The sequence below is a fragment of the Bacillus massiliigorillae genome (genome assembly GCF_000380245.2).
GTDB classification, from domain to species: Bacteria; Bacillota; Bacilli; order Bacillales; family DSM-1321; genus Bacillus_AD; species Bacillus_AD massiliigorillae.
In genome coordinates, this window is the sequence record NZ_HG428741.1 from 3,264,654 (window position 1) to 3,287,138 (window position 22,485).

At 33.9% G+C, this 22,485-nt stretch carries 23 protein-coding genes; 6 read left to right on the top strand and 17 right to left on the bottom strand.

Going from position 1 to position 22,485, the window contains the following annotated elements; translation table 11 throughout:
- Nucleotides 1-159: 159 nt before the first annotated feature.
- The gene (locus TX86_RS15070; protein WP_042349659.1) at nt 160-741 is read left to right on the top strand and encodes an HTH-type transcriptional regulator Hpr; all 582 of its coding nucleotides are present in this window, start codon (nt 160-162) and stop codon (nt 739-741) included.
- Here the strand turns inward: TX86_RS15070 and TX86_RS15075 are convergent.
- Nucleotides 738-1,088 carry a DUF1878 family protein gene (locus TX86_RS15075; protein WP_042349661.1) on the bottom strand — a complete coding sequence of 117 codons (351 nt, stop codon included), beginning with the start codon at nt 1,086-1,088 and terminating at the stop codon, nt 738-740. The two genes, TX86_RS15070 and TX86_RS15075, sit on opposite strands and share 4 nt — an antisense overlap.
- A 184-nt stretch (nt 1,089-1,272) precedes the next feature.
- On the opposite strand from TX86_RS15075, the gene TX86_RS15080 reads away from it, so the two are divergent.
- Entirely contained in the window at nt 1,273-1,812 is a 540-nt protein-coding gene (locus TX86_RS15080) for a DUF3267 domain-containing protein (protein WP_042349662.1), read from the top strand.
- A gap of 124 nt (nt 1,813-1,936) precedes the next feature.
- Nucleotides 1,937-2,128, top strand: a complete 192-nt coding sequence (locus TX86_RS15085) for a hypothetical protein (RefSeq protein ID WP_042349664.1) — start codon at nt 1,937-1,939, stop codon at nt 2,126-2,128.
- An 84-nt stretch (nt 2,129-2,212) separates the two neighbouring features.
- Here TX86_RS15085 and TX86_RS15090 read toward each other — a convergent pair whose 3' ends face one another.
- The 3 genes from TX86_RS15090 to TX86_RS26330 all read right to left on the bottom strand — a co-directional run bounded on the left by TX86_RS15090 (nt 2,213) and on the right by TX86_RS26330 (nt 2,718).
- Complete coding sequence (locus TX86_RS15090; protein WP_042349665.1) at nt 2,213-2,302, bottom strand: YjcZ family sporulation protein; 90 nt, start codon at nt 2,300-2,302, stop codon at nt 2,213-2,215.
- 148 nt (nt 2,303-2,450) lie between these two features.
- The gene (locus TX86_RS25835) at nt 2,451-2,534 is read right to left on the bottom strand and encodes a YjcZ family sporulation protein (RefSeq protein WP_052343687.1); all 84 of its coding nucleotides are present in this window, start codon (nt 2,532-2,534) and stop codon (nt 2,451-2,453) included.
- A gap of 91 nt (nt 2,535-2,625) precedes the next feature.
- Nucleotides 2,626-2,718 (bottom strand): YjcZ family sporulation protein, encoded by a 93-nt coding sequence (locus TX86_RS26330; RefSeq protein WP_081707671.1) that lies wholly within the window; start codon nt 2,716-2,718, stop codon nt 2,626-2,628.
- Nucleotides 2,719-2,893: 175 nt separating this feature from the next.
- Here TX86_RS26330 and TX86_RS15095 point away from each other — a divergent pair, with 175 nt between their 5' ends.
- Both TX86_RS15095 and TX86_RS15100 read left to right on the top strand, forming a co-directional pair.
- Entirely contained in the window at nt 2,894-3,754 is an 861-nt protein-coding gene (locus tag TX86_RS15095; protein ID WP_042349667.1) for a peptidylprolyl isomerase, read from the top strand.
- A 444-nt stretch (nt 3,755-4,198) separates the two neighbouring features.
- Nucleotides 4,199-6,364: an ATP-dependent Clp protease ATP-binding subunit gene (locus tag TX86_RS15100; protein WP_042349669.1), complete on the top strand. Its 2,166-nt coding sequence runs from the start codon at nt 4,199-4,201 to the stop codon at nt 6,362-6,364.
- 71 nt (nt 6,365-6,435) lie between these two features.
- Here TX86_RS15100 and TX86_RS15105 read toward each other — a convergent pair whose 3' ends face one another.
- From TX86_RS15105 to TX86_RS15130, 6 genes are all read right to left on the bottom strand, one after another.
- Complete coding sequence (locus tag TX86_RS15105; RefSeq protein WP_042349670.1) at nt 6,436-6,621, bottom strand: sporulation YhaL family protein; 186 nt, start codon at nt 6,619-6,621, stop codon at nt 6,436-6,438.
- 67 nt (nt 6,622-6,688) lie between these two features.
- A complete protein-coding gene (locus TX86_RS15110) occupies nt 6,689-7,918 on the bottom strand; it encodes an HD domain-containing protein (protein WP_042349671.1) in 1,230 nt (409 codons plus the stop codon).
- A 116-nt stretch (nt 7,919-8,034) separates the two neighbouring features.
- On the bottom strand, nt 8,035-11,025 hold the full coding sequence (locus tag TX86_RS15115) for an ATP-binding protein (protein WP_042349672.1): 2,991 nt from the start codon (nt 11,023-11,025) through the stop codon (nt 8,035-8,037).
- A complete protein-coding gene (locus TX86_RS15120) occupies nt 11,025-12,233 on the bottom strand; it encodes a metallophosphoesterase family protein (RefSeq protein ID WP_042349674.1) in 1,209 nt (402 codons plus the stop codon). The genes TX86_RS15115 and TX86_RS15120 overlap by 1 nt, the downstream gene beginning before the upstream one ends.
- Nucleotides 12,234-12,407: 174 nt before the next feature.
- Entirely contained in the window at nt 12,408-13,655 is a 1,248-nt protein-coding gene (locus TX86_RS15125) for an ABC transporter permease (RefSeq protein WP_042349675.1), read from the bottom strand.
- Complete coding sequence (locus tag TX86_RS15130; RefSeq protein ID WP_042349676.1) at nt 13,648-14,547, bottom strand: ABC transporter ATP-binding protein; 900 nt, start codon at nt 14,545-14,547, stop codon at nt 13,648-13,650. Before TX86_RS15130 ends, TX86_RS15125 begins: the two co-directional genes overlap by 8 nt.
- 137 nt (nt 14,548-14,684) lie before the next feature.
- Between TX86_RS15130 and TX86_RS15135 the strand changes: the two genes are divergently transcribed.
- Complete coding sequence (locus tag TX86_RS15135; protein WP_042349678.1) at nt 14,685-14,870, top strand: YhzD family protein; 186 nt, start codon at nt 14,685-14,687, stop codon at nt 14,868-14,870.
- Nucleotides 14,871-15,022: 152 nt separating this feature from the next.
- Here TX86_RS15135 and TX86_RS15140 read toward each other — a convergent pair whose 3' ends face one another.
- From TX86_RS15140 to TX86_RS15170, 7 genes are all read right to left on the bottom strand, one after another.
- Entirely contained in the window at nt 15,023-15,745 is a 723-nt protein-coding gene (locus TX86_RS15140; RefSeq protein WP_042349679.1) for an exonuclease domain-containing protein, read from the bottom strand.
- Nucleotides 15,735-16,718 carry a DUF294 nucleotidyltransferase-like domain-containing protein gene (locus tag TX86_RS15145; protein ID WP_042349680.1) on the bottom strand — a complete coding sequence of 328 codons (984 nt, stop codon included), beginning with the start codon at nt 16,716-16,718 and terminating at the stop codon, nt 15,735-15,737. The genes TX86_RS15140 and TX86_RS15145 overlap by 11 nt, the downstream gene beginning before the upstream one ends.
- A gap of 100 nt (nt 16,719-16,818) precedes the next feature.
- Nucleotides 16,819-18,090, bottom strand: a complete 1,272-nt coding sequence (locus TX86_RS15150) for an ammonium transporter (protein WP_042349681.1) — start codon at nt 18,088-18,090, stop codon at nt 16,819-16,821.
- Between the two features lie 370 nt (nt 18,091-18,460).
- Nucleotides 18,461-19,264 (bottom strand): enoyl-CoA hydratase, encoded by an 804-nt coding sequence (locus TX86_RS15155; protein WP_230203623.1) that lies wholly within the window; start codon nt 19,262-19,264, stop codon nt 18,461-18,463.
- Between the two features lie 139 nt (nt 19,265-19,403).
- Complete coding sequence (locus TX86_RS15160; protein WP_042349683.1) at nt 19,404-20,909, bottom strand: coproporphyrinogen III oxidase; 1,506 nt, start codon at nt 20,907-20,909, stop codon at nt 19,404-19,406.
- Between the two features lie 229 nt (nt 20,910-21,138).
- Nucleotides 21,139-22,005, bottom strand: coding sequence for a Cof-type HAD-IIB family hydrolase (locus TX86_RS15165; protein ID WP_042349684.1), 867 nt, complete (start codon nt 22,003-22,005; stop codon nt 21,139-21,141).
- Between the two features lie 125 nt (nt 22,006-22,130).
- The gene (locus TX86_RS15170; RefSeq protein ID WP_042349686.1) at nt 22,131-22,484 is read right to left on the bottom strand and encodes a YlbF/YmcA family competence regulator; all 354 of its coding nucleotides are present in this window, start codon (nt 22,482-22,484) and stop codon (nt 22,131-22,133) included.
- Nucleotide 22,485: the final 1 nt, after the last annotated feature.

Genomic DNA, 22,485 nt, shown 5'->3' on the forward strand with positions numbered 1-22,485 from the left:
GAGATAATCCTCTCCTTGTATAATATTTAAGTAAGTAATATTGATAAAGAAAAATATAATAGTAATAAATTTCAAAAAATTTAGTAAATTTTTTCTTTATTAATTTTTATTTTATTGTCATAATAAATACAAATGATTTGTAAAGTAGGTGTACCTATCATGCAAGAAAAAAATTATTCTATTAAAGAAGCAATGCTTTTCAGCCATCGAGTAGCACAGCTTAGTAAAGCTTTATGGAAATCTATTGAAAAAGATTGGCAAAATTGGATTAAACCGTATGATTTAAACATCAATGAACATCATATTCTTTGGATTGCATATCATTTAAACGGTGCGTCCATTTCAGATGTTGCAAAGTTTGGAGTAATGCATGTATCAACAGCATTTAATTTTTCTAAAAAATTAGAAGAGAGAAAGTTACTTGTATTTTCTAAAAAAGAAAACGACAAACGAAATACGTATATCCAAATCACTGAAGAAGGTGAAAAAATTCTATTAGATTTAATGGAAAATTATGATCCGACGAATAATGCGGTGTTCGAAGCATCATTACCTCTTCATAACTTGTATGGAAAATTCCCAGAGATGATTGAAATTATGGCCATCATTCGAAATATTTATGGTGATGATTTTATGAAGATATTTGAAAGTTCATTTTCCAATATCAAAGCAAAGATCTCTGAATCAGATGGAAAAATCGTTCATACACAACAGCAAGAACAAGAAGTAGAGACTGTTTAAAAAAAACAATCTCCCTCTTCTAAAAGCTCTTTCATATTTTGCATTAGAGCAACATATACACCTTGCTTTAAGCAAGCCTGTACTAGCTCATTAATAGAAATTGAATTCGGTAAATGAGCCTGCAACTCATTCAAAAGCGGATAAAATGTTACATATCCTTCCGCTTTTTGTTTTTGGAGTTTTTCGCTCATCGATTCACAAACATCTAACAATGCTTCGGTTTCCTGTCTGGATAAATTTTTAAGGATAATTAAATAATATAATTGATCATTCGAAAACTTTAACATTCTAATTAATAGCTGCTGGTGGTATTCTAATGTCTCTATTCTTCTTTGTAAATCATCCATAGTAATCTCTCCTCTGTAAACAACAATTCAAATGAATGTATCATAATATTAAAACACTAATCATATATTTATAAATCATGGCATTTTCGTTTAAAAATGTTATTGCTTTTTTAAATAAAAAATCGTACATTATTCTAAGTGTTTTATTCTTAACGTGAATCTCCCCTTGGAGGCTGAAAACTAAATGAATTGTTGGAAATCAATCAATCTAAATAAACAATATGGTAATCACAAAATTGTTATTCTATCGCTGTTAACAATGCTACTTTCCTTCATTATAATATATACTTTTATTAGCACTGGGATTGCAAGTGATCGATTAAATGATAATCATATTGTTTTTTTCTTATTGATTATCTTTTTTATGTATCCAATCCATAAAATTTTGCATTTATTACCTTTACTTTTTGTAAAAAGCAAAATTAAAATTTTAAATAAACCTTTTATGTACTTACCAATCATTACGATTAAAATTGTTGAACCGATTAGCAAATGGTTATTTATCGTAACACTTTTAACACCTTTTATTGTTGTTTCAACCTTTGTCTTATTATGTACACTTATGTTTCCATCTTACGCCCATTACTTAACGATTCTACTTTCACTTCATATTGGATTGTGTGTGTCTGACTTGATAACATTAAAGAATATCTTCTTTTCTCCACCTAGATGTTTAATTGAAGAATTCGAAGATGATATACAATTATTGGTCCGAAAATCATAGTTTTCTATTTCGCAAGAACTAGATTTATAAGATAGTATGACTTTTCTCTAAACTCCATACTATCTTTTTTTTTCTGAATTTGATATTGTAATGTTACGGAAAATGTTTGTAAGGAGGAATTCCAGTGCCCTCACTTTATATTGTGGCCTTTATTGTTTTTGCAGGAATGATCCTGTACAACATTAATAATATGACAAATAAGCTATGTTTACAAAAAGAAATCCCAGAAGAGAAACAACCAGGAGTATTCCGCACTATTAATGTATGCTTTACAATTTTATTGCTATCATCCTTTATTAAAATTACCTTTACATAATGCCATGTAAAATGAGAATAGGTGAAGCTTTTAGCTTCACCTTTTTATTTTACCCGTTTTTATGCGGATCTTATTCTCTATTTCTTAAAACCAAGAACATCCAATAATGATTAAAAGAATGAACAAGACTACTAGCAAAGCGAAACCTCCGCCGCATCCGCCGACACCTGACATAACAGACTCCCCCTCTCTAGCCTAAATATCCTATTTATTCTGTTGTAAAATCCTGTCTAGTCAAAAGTAATGTTTTTATTTCGGTTGATTTATCTGATTTAAATTTAATGTTGTCTATTTGCTATATATATTAGAGACGCTCTTCCGTTTACAACCAACTAGCACCTATGATGACAAGAAGAATAAATAAAACAACTAACACTGCAAATCCATTGTGAAAACCGCCGCTCATGGTAACACCCCCCTAACGAAGTAATTACCATATACTATTCCAAGACTGTTTCATGAGACTAGGCTTTTAACATGATTACAAGCTGTTTTCTTTAGCAAACAAATGAACAACCCACAATAATCAGCAAAATGAACAATACAACTAATAAAGCAAATCCATTGTTGTTACAGCAGCTCATTTTCATACCTCCTTTTCTCTGTTCGCTACATTCTATGTCAAAGGTACAAAATTGGTTAGATAAAAGCCTATTTTTTACCTAAATTTCCTTTTCACCTTGAATAAATTTTTGCTCAAAACTCATTTTATGATATAGTAGGTTTTATGAAAGAACTGTATTTTAAAAATTAGGAGTTGTGAAAATGAAAAAATGGTTACTACCCGTTGCACTAACAGCTAGTATTGCAGGCCTAACAGCATGTTCTGGTGGCGGAGATTCAGAAGCAGTCGTTGAAACAAAAGCTGGCAATATTACAAAAGAAGAACTATATACAGCTCTTAAAGAAAAAGCTGGCGACCAAGTCGTTCAAGAACTAGTATTTGAAAAGATTCTTTCTGACAAATATAAAGTGGATGAAAAAGAAGTAAACGAGCGTGTGGATAAGCTAAAAGAACAATACGGCGATCAATTCCAAATGGCTCTTCTACAAAGCGGATTTAAAGATGAAGCTGACTTTAAGAAAAACCTTAAACTGTCTTTATTACAAGAAAAAGCTGCAACTAAAGACATTAAAGTAACAGATAAAGAACTTAAAGACTATTACGATAATGAAGTAAAACCAGAAATTAAAGCACGTCACATCCTAGTAGCTGATGAAAAAACAGCAAAAGAAGTGAAAGCTAAATTAGACGCTGGTGAAAAGTTTGAAGATTTAGCGAAAAAATATTCAACAGATCCAGGTTCTAAAGATAAGGGTGGAGATTTAGGTTGGTTCGGTCCAGGTAAAATGGTAGCTGAATTCGAAACAGCTGCTTACGCTCTAAACAAAGATCAAATCAGTGACCCTGTTAAATCTCAACACGGCTACCATATCATTCAAGTAACAGATAAGAAAGAAAAAGAATCATTTGATAAAATGAAAAAAGAAATTGAAGCTCAAGTAAAAGCTTCAAAACTAGACAGTGATAAAGTTCAAAAAGTAATGCAAAAAGAAATTAAAGATGCAAAAGTAGAAATTAAAGACAAAGACTTAAAAGACGCTTTAAATACTTCTGGTCAATAATACTTCTTATAACGTAAAGAGAGCTTGCCATCAGACAAGCTCTCTTTTTGTTTTTTTAAAGATAAGAAAGTAAATAATTTTGCGGGGTGTCTAACCTTACACCTGCTATGCTCGGAAATAAGCCAATCTGTTTTGATTGGGAGTAAATCAAGGAGCATAAACATCAAGCAAAAAAGACCGGTGACGGTTTTTCTTAGTACGGTGTTAAGTTAAAAACACCATGAGATTGTATGTTTTCTTTTCATTCAAATTCGTCATTACCTCAAACCTAATTTAATATCAACTGCAGCCCCTCCCTCCTTTTTTGACCATAATGAAAAAATTTGATCAAAGTACTTGAAAGTCAAAGAAGGTCAAAGTATAATGTAGTTAAGGTCAAAGATAGTCAAAGTCAAACTAACTATCTGGATTGGAGAAATTATTGTTCATAAGGAGGAGTCACATATGTTATGTGAAAAATGTCAGCAAAATCAAGCAACGGTTCAACTTCAGCTTCGTGTTAATGGGCATCAAGAAAAACATTTATTGTGCTCTTCTTGCTATAAAGAAGAACGCAATAAATTAGGTGCAGCTTCTAAAATGGGAAACACACCTTTTGGATTTGAGCCATTTTTAGCAAGCTCATTCTTTAATGGCTCAAATGAACAACCTACTATGCCTCATCAACAAGGATTTATGAATCAAAACCAGCCACAAGCACAAGGTCAGTCGCAGCGTGGTAACGGATTACTTGATCAGTATGGGCGTAACTTAACGTATAATGCAAAAGCGGGATTAATCGACCCTGTCATCGGTCGAGATAAAGAAGTTAAACGAGTAATTGAAATTTTAAATAGACGTACGAAAAACAACCCTGTTCTTATTGGAGAGCCTGGTGTAGGTAAAACAGCTATCGCCGAAGGGCTAGCTTTAAGAATTGCAGAAGGAAATGTTCCAACAAAGCTTCAATCAAAAGAAGTTTATTTACTAGATGTAGCTTCTCTTGTTTCTAATACAGGTATTCGTGGGCAATTCGAAGAACGTATGAAGCAACTCATTTCCGAATTACAAACAAGAAAAAATGTTATTCTCTTCATCGATGAAATTCATCAGTTAGTCGGAGCTGGTTCTGCAGAAGGTTCAATGGATGCAGGAAACATTTTAAAACCGGCCTTAGCACGCGGAGAGCTTCAATTAGTGGGTGCTACTACGTTAGCTGAGTATCGTCAGATTGAAAAAGATGGAGCCCTGGAACGTCGTTTCCAACCTGTGCAAGTTGATGAACCAACTACAGAAGAAGCACTCCATATTTTACAAGGATTAAAAGAACGTTATGAAGCATTCCATGACGTAACGTATAATGATGATGCATTACAAGCTGCAGTTGAACTCTCCCACCGCTATATTCAAGACCGCTTCTTACCTGATAAAGCAATCGACTTAATGGATGAAGCAGGTTCTAAATTGAATTTAACAATTGAAACAGCCGGTGAAGATTCAATCAATCAAAGACTTGCAGAAATCCACAAAGAAAAAGCATCTGTTTTAGAAAAAGAAGATTATGAAAAAGCAGCAGCTTTGCGTAAGGAAGAAGAAAAATTAGAAAAAATGCTCGAAAGTGGCACTACTTCAAAACCAGTGGTAACTGTCGATCATATTCAAGAGATTGTAGCTAATAAAACAGGTATTCCAGTTGGTAAAATGCAAGAAGACGAAGCTAAGCGCATGAAGAACTTACAAGAAGACTTAAATCATAAAGTAATTGGTCAAGAAGAAGCTGTTCAAAAAGTCGCTAAAGCAATCAGAAGAAGCCGTGCAGGTTTAAAATCTAAAAACCGTCCAATCGGTTCATTCTTATTCGTTGGTCCAACTGGTGTCGGTAAAACAGAGTTATCCAAAGTACTAGCAGAAGAACTATTCGGTACTAAAGATGCAATGATTCGCCTTGATATGAGCGAATACATGGAAAAACATAGTGTATCTAAACTTATCGGTTCACCTCCAGGATATGTGGGTCATGAAGAAGCTGGACAATTAACCGAGAAAGTAAGACGGCACCCTTATAGCATCGTTTTACTTGATGAAATTGAAAAAGCTCACCCTGATGTTATGCATATGTTCCTACAGATTCTAGAAGATGGACGTCTAACTGACAGTCAAGGTCGTATGGTGAATTTTAAAAACACTGTTATCATCATGACAAGTAATGCTGGTGTCAACGATAACCGCATGACTGTTGGCTTCAATAAAGAAGATGGTGTTGAAGAAGAAAAAGTAACTATCCTTCAATCTTTAAGTAACTATTTCAAACCAGAATTCTTAAACCGATTCGATAGCATTATTGAATTTGGAAGCCTTACAAAAGAACATCTTGTTCAAATTGTTGATATTATGCTTGCTGAGCTAAATGAAATGCTTCAAGCAGAAGGATTAACATTAGAAGTTCCTATGGAAGTGAAAGAAAAACTTGCTGAACTTGGCTATAGCCCTACATTCGGTGCTCGACCTTTAAGAAGAGCTATTCAAGAACATCTTGAAGACGGAATTGCTGATTTCATCTATGATGAACCAGAATCAAAAGTATTAAAGGCTGTTCTTGTAGATGATAAAATTAAGATTGAGAAACAATAATATTTAAAAGTATTATAAAAATAGAAGCCCCACAGATATATTTCTATGGGGCTTCCTTGTACATACATTATTTATGACACTTCTTGTGGGGGCTCTTCTAAACGTCGCGTTTTCTCTTCATTCATTCGAGCAATATATTTTTCTCCCTCTTGCTCAATCCAATCATTCTCTGTTTGTCTTTCTTCTCTACCTGTTTTAATAACCATTATGCCACTTCCAATGATTCCTGCAATAATTAGCGCAATAAAAATAGACATAAATTATCCCCTTTCAAAAGGTTGTCCACGTATTGCTACATTGTATGCTGCAAAATCATAGAATATACTATTTGATTACTTCCGTATTTTCATATCGACTATCTAAATAATCAACAATATGCACGATATACCCTTCTACAGTTTGCGGGCTACGAATACACGCTCCCCACTCTGGCAAACCGTGATGACTTAAAATACAATGGGATACCGCATGCAAATCATCCATTGTGATAGCGATATTCTCTACTTCAACTACCTTTGTGAAAAGTAAGACTCCATAAGGAATATGCCCAACCATTACTCCTAACTGATCCATAATGATTCCGGAAGGCTTTCTATTACTGAAATCAGCTAACGCTGTCGGGAACAAGAAAGAGAATTCATCATATTCTTTACCAGCGTGATCATACTCAAGTAATTTTCCGATATCATGATATAGAATACTCGTCATAATAATATCGTAATTCGGCTCATCTTCTTGATAATTCATCATACCGTAGAACATCTTGTACAGATGATCAATCGTTTCCTTCCAAACTAAGTTTTGCGTATTAATTGCACCTGCATTCATTTGTTCCCATAGCTCTTTTTTGTGTGCCTTTTCAACAATACTTATTAATTTCAATACAGCTTGGTAATGATTTTCTTCTGTTTTCATTATGTAACGCGCAAAACGCATTAATCCAACAGTATGCTTTAATAATCCACCTAAATAATTATGATGAAAACCTTTAGCTGCTGGACGAAGGGAGAATTGATTCCAGAAGCGTTTCATAGCCGCTAATGTAATTTCTTTAAATGGTGATTGTAATTCATGTAAATACGTAAATAACTCTACAGTCATTTCATTTAAATCTTGCTGCGTATATGCTAATAATGAAAATGGATTAACATCAGCCTTACAAGGTGTTAATTTATGAACAGTAATCGATTTATGACCTCGATAATCATCTACTCTACCTTCTACTGTAAAAACAGAATGTTCTTCCAGTAACGGCACATATGTATCTACCTCTCCGTTGTTATCCCACATCTTCGTATTCACAATACCATTAGTATTACTAAAACGAATCTTCAAAAATTGTTTATTTGTTTTCGTTGTTTCAACTGAAAACTCATTTAATAGCAACATAACTTTGACATTATTCCCAGCAGTCTCATTATCTAACGTGAACGTCTCTTCTGAGGTTGGAAGAATAGGAGGCGGGAATTCCTCTAAAATTTGCTGGCGCTGCTCTTCTGTACTTGAATATTCAAGCGGAATATTATTATAAAAATATGACGTACTATGAGTCATAACGAATCACTCACTTCCTTTTGCATTTACTACTCTATTGTTTTCATTTTATGGCTAATATGCTTTGACGTAAACAAAAACTGACTTCTTTTTTTACTGAAGTCAGTTCTTGTTAATTAATTATATGCTTTTAGCCTAGTAATAGAAGCATCTTCAAATGATGATAATAAATAATCATGACATGTAAAAAAGATAATTTGATGCTCACTCTGTAAGCTTCGTAAAATATCTATGACGTTCTCTACTCTTCGAGAATCAAAATTAACAAAACTATCATCTATAATAATTGGCATCGATTCATCTGTGAATGACTGCTCCGCTAACGATAGTCGTAAAGCTACGTAAATTGCTTCTTGTGTCCCTCTACTTACTTCTTTCGCTTCAAATACTATCCCATCTTTTCGTTGTAACATTAATCCACCATCATGCTCTATCCACTTTAAGCCAACATATTCTCCATCTGTAATTGTCACCATATATTGTTCAGCAGTTTGAAGGATTTTCGGGAATTTTGTATTTTTATATTTGTTCACAGCTTTATTTAGCATACTTTTAGCTAATGCATATTTCATCCATTCTTTCGCTTCTACATCAAGAGCCGAGCGTTCTGACATATATTGAAAAGATTGCTCGTCAAACGTTCCACCCTCTTCTAACACTTGAATGCTATGTTTCACTTCAGCAAGTCGTTCAGTAACCTGATTGCGATTCTGATTACTAACTTGCTTCTGCTTTTCTAATGTATGAATCGTATAATCATTAACAAGATAATCATCTTGTTCCCATTTCTTCATTTCTTGCTCATATGGCTTAAGCTGTATTTGCAGCAGCTCATACTTTTCCTGCAGAGCGGTTTTCTCCTTCCACATTTGAAGGGCCTGCATATACTGATCTTCATTATCACAATGTGATTCATTAAATAATTTGTGTAATTGCTGCTCTACATGTTGCAGTTGAAATTGTACATTTGTTAATCGCTCATGAATCGCTTGTTTCGCTTCATTATTTTGCTTTGTTTCAAGCATCGCTTGCTCTACATTAGCTAGCTTCTTTCTCATAAGGATAACTGCCTCTTGATAAGAATCCGTTGTTGAATCAGCATATAATTGACAGTACGAAAATAACGTATCTTTTATCGATTCGATCTTCTCTGATAGCTCTCGAGCTTTTTCTACCAAATGCTGCTTTTCATATATATGTTGCTTTAAAGCTGTAATTGTCTCATACAGTGAAGTTAACATGATGGTAGACGTTCGATGCTGAGGAATACTCCATTCTTGGAGAAGCTCTGCAACCGCTTGTTTCAACTGCATAGTTGCTTGCTCCCACTGTTCAAACTCATCTACAATCTTATGAAAAGTTGCTTCATGTTCCGCCTTTTTAATTTTTTCATTGTGTAATTGCTGCCTAACCTCATCATCTCTTTGTAAAAGGAACTTCGCTTGCTCGATTTCACTACTTGAAGAGCTACCTCGCTCCCCTTTTAAATCAGCTAGATTTTGTTGTAATTCCTGCAGCTCTTTTTCAAGTTCAGGTAAAAGAGAAGTAGGTTTTAGCATATTTTTTAAAATAAACACAATGCCTGTCAAGCAGCCAAATACAGCCGCTAATACCCATTGCTTCATAAAAATCAAAAGAAGTGTAGCAATGAAACAGCCGAGCATACTAGCCATCATTACTAGCGAGAAGTTTTTTCCCTTCGACACTTCACTTCGCTTTGTCCGCGCTATTTGTTTTTCTTTCGCTTCGATTGCTTTCTCTACATACTTCCGTTCCACGTCTCGTTGATTTTGATTTTTATCATAATCAACCTGTTCTTGTAAGCTTTGCCTTTGTTCTCTATTTAGAACGCTATCCATTAAATGACAAATACGTTGTTCTAAAGCTTTCAAGACGCGTTGTTCATTATCTTGTTTTTCATCTAAATACTGTTTATCATGTTGCAACTTTTGTTGTTTCTTCTCCAACAAAAGCACTCTTTCCTTTTTGAAGGAACTACTATCTAACGATTTAATTTCTTCTTCTGATAACGTAATATGAACATAATCTTTCAACTGTTGAATACTATTATTTTTCTCTTGTAAGTTATGCTCAATATTTTGCAGATCATATGTAAGATTATCAAGCAACGTCGTTTGCTCTAAAGCTCTTTGAACACGTTCTTTATCCTGCCATAATCTTAAATCAACTTGAACTTTATTCTCTTTTTCTTCTAATAAGGCTTGTTGATGCTTAAGCGACTGCATTTCCGTTTCAATAGGTAATTTCGCTTGTTTCAATTGTTGATATCTTTCCTCAGCATCAAGTGGAACTGATACATCTTCTATGTCATTTAGTTTATGTCGAATATGGGTCGCTTCAACTAACAATGGCTTTGCCGCTTGATAATTATAGCTAGAAGCTATATTGCGATCTAATTCTGTAATTTCCTCTTCTAGCTGTGATTTATCTCGTTCTAATTGTTTATATTCTTCTAACAGATTCTCATATTGATCTTGCTCTTTCATTGCCTGCGATAAATGATCAAATGATTGCTTTACATTCGTCAACAATATATTTAGCTTTGGATTCTTTCCAGACGGCTTGAACAGTTGATCCATATCTTTCTGTAATCGCTGTTCCGTTGTCAGTAATTGATCACTACCTAATAACCCAGCTGACAATAAATAACGGCTCACTTCATCTTCACTTAATTTCTGTAAGCCAGCAAGACCATTTAAATCAAATGAAAAAATAGATTGATACGTTGATTTATCTAAACCTTGAAGGATACTCTTTAACGCTTCTTCACCACCAACTTGACCGTCAGAAAATGTAACTGTAACATCACCAGTCGCTTTTCCTTTTAATCTTTGGACACTTACTTCTCCATATGTGTCTGTTACTAAATTTAGCTTACCACCGTAAGTAGAATGTTCCTTCGGTTCATAACGATTATCAGCTTGTGTTTTCAAAGGAAAACCAAACAATATGCTATGAATAAAGCTCATAATCGTTGATTTTCCCGCTTCATTTACTCCATAAAAGACATGAAGATTGCCAATGTTAGAGAATGTGACATCTTTCATTTTGCCATAACCATATATATGTATATTTTTAATTCGCATTACTCGCCTCCCCCCTTACATAGCTGGCTTGTAAGTAATTGCTCGGCTTCCTTGATTAGCTCTGCTTTTTCTTCAGCAGAAAGCGATGTGAGAAATTTTCTTCCTAATGCATGTTTAAATAAGGGCTGAATCGCCTCGTTCACATCTTGCTCAGACCATTCAAAACTCTGAATAAGTTCCATTAAAGGCTGATTGACAGCTTTATTCACACTACCGTAATCTACGGTATATGCATAAGGGTAGACAAAGTTCACTTCATGTTTTTCTTCTTCTTGTAAAATTTCTACCAATTCATTACTAAATTCTTCAACCTGTAAGCTTTGATTATGATTAATAAACTGTAAACAGACGAAGAAACGATAAATATTACTTCGAATTTGCTCTAACGCAGTTTGACAATTTGCTAGAACGGCATCGAAATCATCTTCTTGATTAATTGTAATTGCGAGAGTATCCCAAACGATTTGAGAAGTTGGTACAAATTCCAAATCAGCATGCTTGTCAGCTAGTTTGACATAATAGCATCCTTTTATTCCAGCTTCTTTTTTATGCCTACCTTGAATATTCCCTGGATAAATAATTGGAGGAGATAATAATAATTCTTGTCGCTTATGAATATGACCAAGCGCCCAATAATCAAAGTCTTTGCTTTGTAGTTCATCTAAACTAAATGGAGCATACTGACCATGCTCACTTTGTCCTTCTAAATTCCCGTGTAACATTCCAATATGATAGTCTGCTCCCTCTTGCTTACAATACTCATCAATTATCCGCCATTTCACATGTTGCTCAGGATAACTATAGCCATATATATGAACAGTTATATCTGCTTTCGTGAATGTTTTCACTTCATATTCACTACCAAACACATGAACATTACTAGGTTGTGCAATAGAAATCCACTTTCCACTCAAATGATCGTGATTACCATGTATGATATAAACATCAATATCATACTGCTTCAATTTCTCCATTTCTTTACGAAAACGGACTTGTGTATGAAGGTTCCGATTTTCTCCGTCGTATAAATCCCCTGCTAATAAAACAAAATCAACTTTACGTTTAATAGCTTCTTGCACTATTTTTTGAAACGCTACAAATGTCGCATCTTTCATTTCCTGCAATACATTATCTGAGATATGCTTCAATCCGGAAAATGGACTATCTAAATGCAAATCTGCAGCATGAATAAAGGTTATTTCTTTCACTTCTCATCACCTCATATTGCATTTATTTTACCATAGATGGGAACATACTTTCTTAATTAGAAATAAAAAAAGATGTACAAAAAAACTACCCCATATTAGAATGAAAATCTAACACGGAGTAGCCTTCTTTTAATAATTACTTTTTTACTTATTGAAGAAATTCGCTTGTTTAAATCAATCTTTCTTCGTAAGAGCTATCGCTTGTTTAATGTTTTTAAATGAGGATCCTTTTCCATACATAAGAACGCCACCACGATATACTTTCGCTCCAAAGATTGCTAATACAGCAATAGTTGCAATTAATAATCCAATACTTACTGCCACTTCCCAAACAGGTACATCCAACATTCCTACACGTAAGAACATTAACATTGGTGTAAATGGTGGAATAAAGGAAGTAATCTTTACAAAGCTCGCTTCTGGATTACCTAATCCAAACATCGCTAACATAAACGCAATAACAACTAGCATCGTCATTGGTGTAATCATAGATTGAACATCTTCCACTCGGCTAACAAGTGATCCTAAGAATGCAGCTATTGTTGCATATAGGAAGTAACCTAATAAAGCAAAAACAATTGCATATATAATCGTAGAAGTGGAAGCTCCTCCAAATCCTAAATAAGATGAAAAATCGTCAGGCAAATCTGCAAGAGCTTTTTTCATAGAGAAGTAACCCGCTCCAAAGAATATTACCATTTGCGTAATACTTAAAAGAGCGATTCCTAAAATCTTCGCAAACATTTGTTGAACAGGGGAAATACTTGAAATTAAAATTTCCATAACACGTGATGTTTTTTCTCCTGCAACTTCCGATGCTATCATACCAGCATAAACAATAACGCCAAAATAAATAATGAATAGAATTACGTATACTAATCCACGAGCTTGATTTAACTCTTCTGTTGTTTTCGCACTATCTTCAATTGCGATTTTTTCAAAAGCTGCCGGTGCATATAAAGTTGCCACTTGCTCCTGCGAAATATTTAACTTTTGCGTAACTTGCATATTTTTAATAGTCGTTAATGTTTGTGTCAACTCGTTATTAATACTTTCATCCGAAATTGTGTTTGATTTATAAACACCGCTCGGTAAACCTTGAGCATCCTGTTTAATAATAAGAAGACCTGTTAAATCACCTTTATCAACTTTCTTAAGACCTTCTTTTTCATTATCAATCTTTTTAATACCCAAATCTGATTTCATTGCCTTTAATTGAGCAGAGAAAGATTCATAATATTGACCACTTTCATCCATTACTCCAATTGTATCTTTTTTTCCATTATCAAAAAATCCGATAATATTTGATATATTGCTCATAAGTAGAATAATAGCCAGCATAATAACAGTGGTAGTAATAAATGATTTTGTTTTTAACTTTGATAAATATGTATGCGATAAAACTACCCAAAACTTATTCAAGCGAAGCACCTACTTTCTCAACAAAGATATCATGTAATGACGGTTCTTCTAGTTCAAATTTGCGAACAAAGCCTTTCGAAAAGACTTCTTGCTGAATTACTTTTGCCACTTCTTCATCAACTATTTGTAAATTAACACCCTCAGCTGTTTTACGAACTTTTGTAACGCCAGAAATTGTCGATAAAAAATCCAAGTCAAAATCACAATGAATTATTAAGTTTTTCTTCCCGAAAGAACGTTTAATATCTTTCAAACTTCCATGCACAACTGGCTTACCTTTATCCATTATACATAAATGTTCACATAGTTCTTCTACATGTTCCATTCGATGACTAGAGAATACAATAGTAGTTCCAGTATTCTTTAACTCTAGTACCGCATCCTTTAATAAATCAACATTAACTGGATCCAGACCACTGAATGGCTCATCCATAATTAATAGCTTTGGTTTATGTATAATACTCGCAATAAATTGAATCTTCTGCTGATTCCCTTTCGACAACTCTTCTACTCGCTTATTCTTATAATCAGGAATCTTAAATCTTTGTAGCCAATAATCAAGCTCTTTTAAAGTATCTGCTTTCTTCATTCCTCTTAATCTAGCTAAATATACAATTTGGTCAATTACCTTCAACTTCGGATACAATCCCCGCTCCTCAGGTAAATAGCCAATTTTTGAGCTTACAGAATAATCAACAGGCTTGCCATTCCATGTAATGCTTCCTTCAGTGATATTAAGTAAACCAAGGATCATACGAAATGTTGTTGTTTTCCCTGCACCATTCGCTCCGAGAAAACCGAAGATTTCATTCTCTGGAATATTAAAATTAATACGATCTACTGCAGTAAATGTGCCAAACTTCTTTGTTACTGAATCAATTACTAATGCCATATACTTGATACCTCCTAATAATATGTTTTTACGAATAGAATAAAAAAAAGTTTCATGACTTTCACTTTTCTTTACAAAACTAGATTATTTATGCAACAATAATAAATAATCAGAAAATTATAAAAGTGGGTGAAATCATGCAAACTTATAAACTTACTGCTTTTAGTCCAGATGGTGAGAAGTTAATTGACGAAGCTTTCCAAGCTGAAAATGACCAGCACGCTAAAGAATTAGGAAGCAATCTGCTATCAGAGAAAGACTTACAAGAAGTCACACATCGTTGTACATCTCCTCGTGGCAAACTTATATTATTCCATAGATAAGTAAGTTTTAAAATATTCTTATATCTATTATAAAATAAGGTATGACATTACACATCAAGCATATTTTTCCACAAATCGTTGAGCCTATTTCTTCATGATTTTCTAATCATGAGAAACAGGCTTTTAAGTTTTTTCGAAATAGCTTAGTTATCCTATTTCAATAGAGCTAACTTTTCATAAACATCACGTAAAGTCAAACACCCTATCTCCACCACTTTTTCAACATAGATACACCAAAGCTTTGCGGTTACTTTGGCGTCCTCAAGAGCATTATGACGATTAATAATCGGTATTTGATGAAATTCACAAAATTCTTCTAAACGAACCATTTTTACATTCGGCTCAGCAACTCGATATAAAAAAGAAGTATCTAATATCCGATGTTTTAATGGTGAGCGAAATAGCTGCCTGCTTGTGTGCTGCAAAAAATTTTTTTCGTGATTCGAATGATGAGCTACAAGTGGGGAATTTTGAGTAAACTTAAAAAAGTGAACAAGCACATCCAAGAGTAAAGGTGCATTTTTCACCTGCTCATTTGTAATAGAAGTTAAATCTGTAACCTCTTTAGGGATTTCACGTTTACAATGAATTAATGAATAAAACGATTGATCCTCTAGAACAATCCCTTTTTTAATTTTAATCGCTCCTATCGAAATAATTTCATCTCCTTTCTCTGGATAAAAGCCTGTTGTTTCTATATCTAACACAACAACATCTAATTGATGTAAAGGGATTTTCAACACCTCTTGTTGATTTAATTCTCTTTGCATCTGTCTTAAAAATGCCATATGCTGCGCATTATCAACACTTTGCATATTCCCTGTAAGTCGAGTTTGAATACCACGCATTAAATGAATAATTGGTTCAAACGCCATAACTAACATCCTTTTTAATAAGATTTACTACATAGCGGTGCAAACTTTGTCCATCCTTTAATATCTTTTTGATTTCTTTTTTCTCCGCTTGATTTAAATTAGTAAGATTTAAAAAATGAGTATCTTCATAAGTGTCAACTTTTGATTGAGATAATCGATATTGTAATAAGATTTGAAAGTTCATTAAAGACTCTTCTATAATTCCCCTATACTTTTCTATTAGCAATAATTCTTTCATCCTACCCTCCGTTGAGGATTCGAGTAAATTTTCTTTTATAGCTAAAATACGTATAGCATTCACATAAGGTATAAAAGCTGAATATTTCAAATCAATCGAGTGTTGATATCCGTTAACATTACTGACAAGTAATTTTCCTAAAGGGCTTATCGCCTTCTTAATATATAAAGCATTCTCCATTACTCTTTTAAGAAGAGAAGGATTATTTCTTTGAAAATCAAAAATAAAATTTTTCAACTCGCTTATATAGAGGTCCTCTCCAACTAAACAACGACAATCAATAAATATTTGCAGGTTGCGAATAGATTCGTAACTCCCTTCATCCATCCACAAATAAAGCTGATTCTCCCATTCATCGATTGATTTACACCAAAGAGGATTCGAACTCATAATATTACCTTTACAATACGGATAGCCAACAATATCTAAACCATCCGATATTTCCTTTCCTAATTGCAAAAAATAATCCCTATTTTCTTCTGAATAGGACGTAAATATTATTCCATGATCTTGATCGCTAATTAAACCTTGTTCGAAACGACCACCACTTCCAGTTATAAACCAACAAAAATCACAATGGGGTTTCTCATTATTAATCTGAGCACTTGCTAATCGGAAAACCTTCCTCATAACAACATCATGAAAACTATTTAAAGAAATCGTATCAGTTAGGTTATGAATGATATGAGCATCTTTCCACATTTTAATATCTTCATATGTTTCCAACGTTTTCATATCACACTTCCTTTTTCATTTATGACTACTAAGAAAGCTCTTAAACAATATAAGGCAGAGAAAACCTTCGCTTTCCTCTACCTTATATTAACCTACTCTATTATGATATTTTTGTATTATTCTCTGATGACATTTGCTCTGGATATCCATAGCTCCCATGCTCACTCATATCTAAACCCATAATTTCTTCTTCTTCAGAAACACGTAGGCCTCCAAGAACAAGCTTTGTAATATATAAAATAATGAAGCAAACCGTAAATGCATAAGCACCACTCGTCACTACACCCATAAATTGAACACCTAGTTGTTCAAATCCACCACCATAAAACAAACCTGCTTTTCCACCAACTTGGTCTGCTAATTCTTTTGTTGCGAAGAAACCTGTTGATAATGTCCCCCACACACCAGCAGCACCATGTACCGATAAGGCGTAAATTGGATCATCAATTTTCATTTTATCAAAGAACTTAACACTGTAGAATACTAGAACTCCAGCTATTAAGCCAATTACTACTGCTGCCCAAGGGTTAACGAAAGCGCACGACGCTGTTATGGCAACAAGCCCAGCTAAAGCTCCATTTAAAATAGTTGGTATATCAGATTTACCAAGAACTAACCAAGAAATAATTGTGGCTGAAACCGCTCCAGCTGCTGCAGCTAAGTTTGTATTTAAAGCAACAAATCCAAAAAATGCACCATCTACAGAAACGGTACTACCAGCATTAAACCCAAACCATCCTACCCATAAAATTAACACGGCTAAAGCTGTATAAACTTGGTTATGACCAGCTAAGTTATTAACAGATCCGTCTTTGTTATATTTTCCAATGCGAGGTTTTAACAAAATTGTTGCGGCTAAAGCACCCATTGCTCCAGTTAAGTGAACAACGGTTGAACCCGCAAAGTCTTGTTTTCCATGTTCACTTAACCAACCACCTCCCCAAATCCAATGCGCAACAACCGGATACACTAATAAACCGAAAAGAATTGTGAATATTACATAAGCTGAAAACTTCGCTCTTTCTGCAAAGCCACCTAACGCAATGGTTATCGCTATCCCAGCAAAAGCTGTTTGGAAAACGAAGAACACTGTCTTTGCAAGTCCATCACCTTCAGCTAAACCACCTGAATAAAAGAAGTCCGATAACCCTACGAAAAAATTAGCATGATCACCAAAAATAAATGCATAGCCCGCAGCCCAAAATACTAATGTTGATAAACCAAAAGTAAAAACCGTTTTACCCGCGATATGCCCTGCATTTTTCATTCTTGTTGAACCAGCTTCAAGTAGAATAAATCCAGCAATCATAAAAATAACTAAAATTGCAGAAACCATAGTCCAAAGACTATTCATTAAAAACATTTCATCCATGTTCTTTCCACTCCTTCTTTAATGTTATTTTTATTAACCTTTTAATGTCAGAAAAACTAACATTTGAATTATATTTAATAATTTACCATCTTTTTATTAATTGTCAATATTTTTAGAATATTTAACATTATTAATTCTTACATAAAAAGAACTTTGCAAAAAAATAACAACGCTTACAACTCTGATAACTAAAGCCTGTAAGCGTTGTTATTTTTTCACATCATCCAACTTAAAATTTTGTATGTTAACTTGTTTAACAAAAGTAAACAAAATAAAGAAGCTTCCGGAAAAATCATACTTTTTTTCCGAAAGCTTCATAAACTAATACTTACTGTTATCTTTATAAATATGAAAGAATTAAAGTGAGTCCTTATCTTCCTTTAAAAACAGGCTTTCTTTTTTCCATAAATGCTTTTACGCCTTCATGGTGATCTTCTGTTTTTCTCATTTCTGATTGACCACATTTTTCCATTTCAAGCATCTTCAACATATATGGTCTATTACGTTCAGCAAGAATTTTCTTCGTTTTAATCATCGCCTGTAGTGGACTTTGTAACCAATGCTCTACCTTCGACTTAACCGCTTCTTCTAAACTTGTCTTAGCAATCTCATGCAATAGCTCTTTCTGAAGTGCTTCATGAGCTGTCATAACCTTGCCTTCCCAAATAAGTTCTTTTGCCTTGATATCCCCAATTCTTTGACTTAAGAGAAAATGTGCTCCACCATCTGGAATTAAACCAATGCCAATAAAGTTCATAGCAATTTTTGCATCTTTATCTGCAATAATATAGTCAGTTGCTAATGCAATACTTAAACCAAGGCCCGCTGCTGCACCTTGAACCTCACATAAAGTTAGCTTTGGCATGCAATACAGTGTCAGCGCTAATTCATTCACACAATCCATAATTGCATGAAAATCTCTTTCACTTCCATCCAACTGGAGCATAGATTTAATATCTCCCCCAGCTGAAAACGCTTTCCCCGCACCTTTTAAAATAACAATCTCAACTTCATCATCAATTGAGATGTCTTTCAATATTTGCCCCAAGCTCTTTAAAAGTTCTACATCCAGTGCATTCAATGATTGCGGTCTATTTAACTCAACAGTAACAACACGACCATTTGTATGAACAAGCACCGGTTCAGTTTGAGAGGCGTAATCTACTTCAGTCAAAAAAAATTCCCCCTTTAGTTCGTTAAAATATCTATTCACTATCATTTTATAACGTTTGTGCACTGACTCGCAAATTAATTGTTAAATAAATTTGAATTTTAGGTAAACTCGACATACAAAAAGCCAAAACTAATAAAAATCAGCTTTGGCTTTTTAAAAATAATTCTTTTAGTATATCGATTTTTTCTTGCGTATATTGTTCATACGTATCATTATATGATTTAGGATCCTTTGGATTCGCAAATCGTGTAATAATACCTGTTTCCGGATGAACAAATTTACTTGCCGCACCACAACCAATTCCAATTATGGATTGTTGTTCTTCCATAATCATGATGTTATAAAGACTTTCTTGCCCAGCAAAAGAATAGCCTACATTTTCAAGATTACCTAAAATATTTTGTTGGCGGTATAAGTAATACGGAACGTACCCATTAGCAGCTGTCCAGTCTTCCGCTAAATGCATCATCTTTTCTACTTCAGTTCGATCAGCTACTTTATACTTCTGTTTATTCTGTGTCATCTCGGAAGCACGTTTAAACGATAACGTGTGAACTGTTAATGATTCTGGCATAAGTTTCTTTGTTTCGTCCAATGAATGTTGAAACTCTTCAGTACCTTCACCTGGTAGCCCAATAATTAAATCCATGTTGATATTATTCATATTCATACTTCTCGCTAAATGAAATTTATCAATCGTTTCTTGAACACTATGATGACGACCAATCGCTTTCAATGTTTCATCCGTGTATGATTGCGGATTAATGCTAATTCGATCTATATTCCATTTATTTAAGACAGCTAATTTTTCAGGAGTAATAGTATCTGGACGACCCGCTTCAACAGTTATTTCTCTAATGTTTTCTACATCTGGGAAGTATTTATACATATCACTATACAAAGCATCCATCTCTTCCGCTGTAATACTTGTTGGAGTACCACCACCGAAATAAACCGTTGTAATAGCTATATTATTTTCTTTCAAAAAGTTACCGATTGCTTCTATTTCATAATGTAGCCCAGCTAGAAACGTACTAACCGATCCTTTATTCGCTCTAATCGCATAGGCTGGAAATGTACAATAAGCACATTTAGTCGGACAAAATGGAATACCAATATAAATACTTACTTCATTCTTCAAATCATATAAATCAGGAATAGCCTTTAATTGACGCTCTACTATTTGTTGCATTAAATCGATTTTTTCATCGGTTATTCGATATTGTTCATGTAACATTTCATGTGCTTCTTCTTTTGATTTCCCATCTCTTAAAGCTTTATGAAGAAGCTTAGTTGGGCGAATACCAGTTAGAAAGCCCCATTTTTGTATAATACCTGTCCGTTCTTGAAGTGCTGTTAAATACGCATGAGAAATAGCATTTTTCAATTGCTTGTACTTTTCTTTTTCTGATAACTGTACATATATTCTTTCGCTACAGCTTGTCCATGTTTCATTCGTCTCTACATCTAATAATTGTAAAGTTACTTTCACAGTATCTTTTTCTTCTATAGTAAATGTCGCTAACATTTCCGCATCATTAAGGGTAGTTAACTTAACTTTTGACTCTTCATAAAATAAATTCGTAATTAACTGCAATGGTCTTTGAAAACGTTCATCCTGCAGTCCTCTTATTTCAATTCGCACCCATATCACCTTTATATTCGTATATTTTCTGTAGCTACAAGTGTACCGAAAGGCATGCATTAGGTCAACCAGTTCGAAAGCGGTTGGTTAGTAAGACTTGATACCTACATTATCATGTCGATATATTATGTCGTTACGATTGTAAAGCGCAAACTATTAGATACTATAAAAATGTAAAAGGCGTCCCGAAAATGATTATTAATCACTTCTAGGACAGCCTCTCATTCCATTATTTCAATAAATTCAATTTCTCTAGAAATTGTAGCTGATATTGCTTCCGAAAGAGCTCCTTGACCATATAAGCTACTCCATCGTCATCATTTCCTCTTGTAATCCAATCTGCCACACGCTTTATTTCTTGAGGTGCATTCCCCATCGCTACTCCAACTCCTGCCCCCGCAATCATTGTCTCATCATCTTTACTATCACCAATCGCCACAATTTCACGTGTAGCAATTTTCAAATGATTAGCTAAGGTTTGAATGCCTTTCCACTTACTCACATTCTCCGGAACTATGATGATTCGATGATTTTCCTTACTAACTACCGTTATATCATCGAACATATTTCTAGCTACGGATATTAGCTCCTGTTGAGCTTTATTACTCTGAAAGTTAACTTCAATACTTAGCGGCTGTGAATCATGCGTCTTTACATATTCACTAATAGAATCTACATAGTTTTGAGCAAACATCTTTTGTTCACTCACATACATAACCGCTTTACTTAATAAGTTCTCTGGTAAATTCACGCGATTTCGAACTTCCGATTCTTCATAATTCAATTTAATCTGGCATTCCATTTCTTCTAATATCCTCACAAAATCTACGGTCGTTTTTTTAGATATTTTTCTGATATACAATGGTTTATCAACTGCTGTAGCAACGTAAGCACCTTGAGCAGCGACAATCATCGGATTTATTTTCAAAGCTTTAGCTACTTTTTTACCCAATTGATAATTACGTGAAGTGACTAGCACGATTACTACATCTTTCGCCTGCACATATTCAATTGCTTCTTTAGCAGCTTTACTAAAACGCCCATTGGATTGTAGTAGCGTTCCATCTATATTAATTGCCAATAGTTTATATATCATGATGATCTCCCCTTAATCAAGATGTACTACTTTTAATAGTATGATTAGTAGAAAAACCATAGAACAAATTGGCACAAAAAAAGCACTACCTAAAAAATACTGTTTTAGATAGTGCTTCCTATGTATTATGCTTGTGGCATTCCGTAAATATCTTCTAATGGTTTCATGATGATTTTATTTAATTCACCAATTAGCATGCTCATACGTTGCTCTGCTTCCATCAGTTTTGAAATCGTAGGATTTTGTTGAACAAGTTGTAATAATTTCTGTGCTTGTTCCACTTCTTCCTGAGTGATTTCCTGACCTGTCATTTGTTTTTGTTGTAACGTCATTTGAACTTGACGGAAATTATCAAACATTTTTTTAGCAACTTCATCTTTATTAACTGCTTCTAATAAATTTTGTAATTCAATGTATTCTTTACTTTGACGAATACCTTTTTCTAATTCATACGCTACATCATATACATTTACACTCACA

Excerpts from the sequence above, each read along its gene's own strand:
- TX86_RS15070 (WP_042349659.1), top strand. The coding sequence starts at position 160 with ATGCAAGAAAAAAATTATTCTATTAAAGAAGCAATGCTTTTCAGCCAT.
- TX86_RS15140 (WP_042349679.1), bottom strand. The coding sequence starts at position 15,745 with ATGGCGTTTGAACCAATTATTCATTTAATGCGTGGTATTCAAACTCGA.
- TX86_RS15115 (WP_042349672.1), bottom strand. The coding sequence starts at position 11,025 with ATGCGAATTAAAAATATACATATATATGGTTATGGCAAAATGAAAGAT.
- TX86_RS15100 (WP_042349669.1), top strand. The coding sequence starts at position 4,199 with ATGTTATGTGAAAAATGTCAGCAAAATCAAGCAACGGTTCAACTTCAG.
- TX86_RS15135 (WP_042349678.1), top strand. The coding sequence starts at position 14,685 with ATGCAAACTTATAAACTTACTGCTTTTAGTCCAGATGGTGAGAAGTTA.
- TX86_RS15095 (WP_042349667.1), top strand. The coding sequence starts at position 2,894 with ATGAAAAAATGGTTACTACCCGTTGCACTAACAGCTAGTATTGCAGGC.
- TX86_RS15105 (WP_042349670.1), bottom strand. The coding sequence starts at position 6,621 with ATGTCTATTTTTATTGCGCTAATTATTGCAGGAATCATTGGAAGTGGC.
- TX86_RS15130 (WP_042349676.1), bottom strand. The coding sequence starts at position 14,547 with ATGGCATTAGTAATTGATTCAGTAACAAAGAAGTTTGGCACATTTACT.
- TX86_RS15090 (WP_042349665.1), bottom strand. The coding sequence starts at position 2,302 with ATGTCAGGTGTCGGCGGATGCGGCGGAGGTTTCGCTTTGCTAGTAGTC.
- TX86_RS15150 (WP_042349681.1), bottom strand. The coding sequence starts at position 18,090 with ATGGATGAAATGTTTTTAATGAATAGTCTTTGGACTATGGTTTCTGCA.
- TX86_RS25835 (WP_052343687.1), bottom strand. The coding sequence starts at position 2,534 with ATGAGCGGCGGTTTTCACAATGGATTTGCAGTGTTAGTTGTTTTATTT.
- TX86_RS15080 (WP_042349662.1), top strand. The coding sequence starts at position 1,273 with ATGAATTGTTGGAAATCAATCAATCTAAATAAACAATATGGTAATCAC.
- TX86_RS15165 (WP_042349684.1), bottom strand. The coding sequence starts at position 22,005 with ATGATATATAAACTATTGGCAATTAATATAGATGGAACGCTACTACAA.
- TX86_RS26330 (WP_081707671.1), bottom strand. The coding sequence starts at position 2,718 with ATGAAAATGAGCTGCTGTAACAACAATGGATTTGCTTTATTAGTTGTA.
- TX86_RS15075 (WP_042349661.1), bottom strand. The coding sequence starts at position 1,088 with ATGGATGATTTACAAAGAAGAATAGAGACATTAGAATACCACCAGCAG.
- TX86_RS15145 (WP_042349680.1), bottom strand. The coding sequence starts at position 16,718 with ATGAAAACGTTGGAAACATATGAAGATATTAAAATGTGGAAAGATGCT.
- TX86_RS15110 (WP_042349671.1), bottom strand. The coding sequence starts at position 7,918 with ATGACTCATAGTACGTCATATTTTTATAATAATATTCCGCTTGAATAT.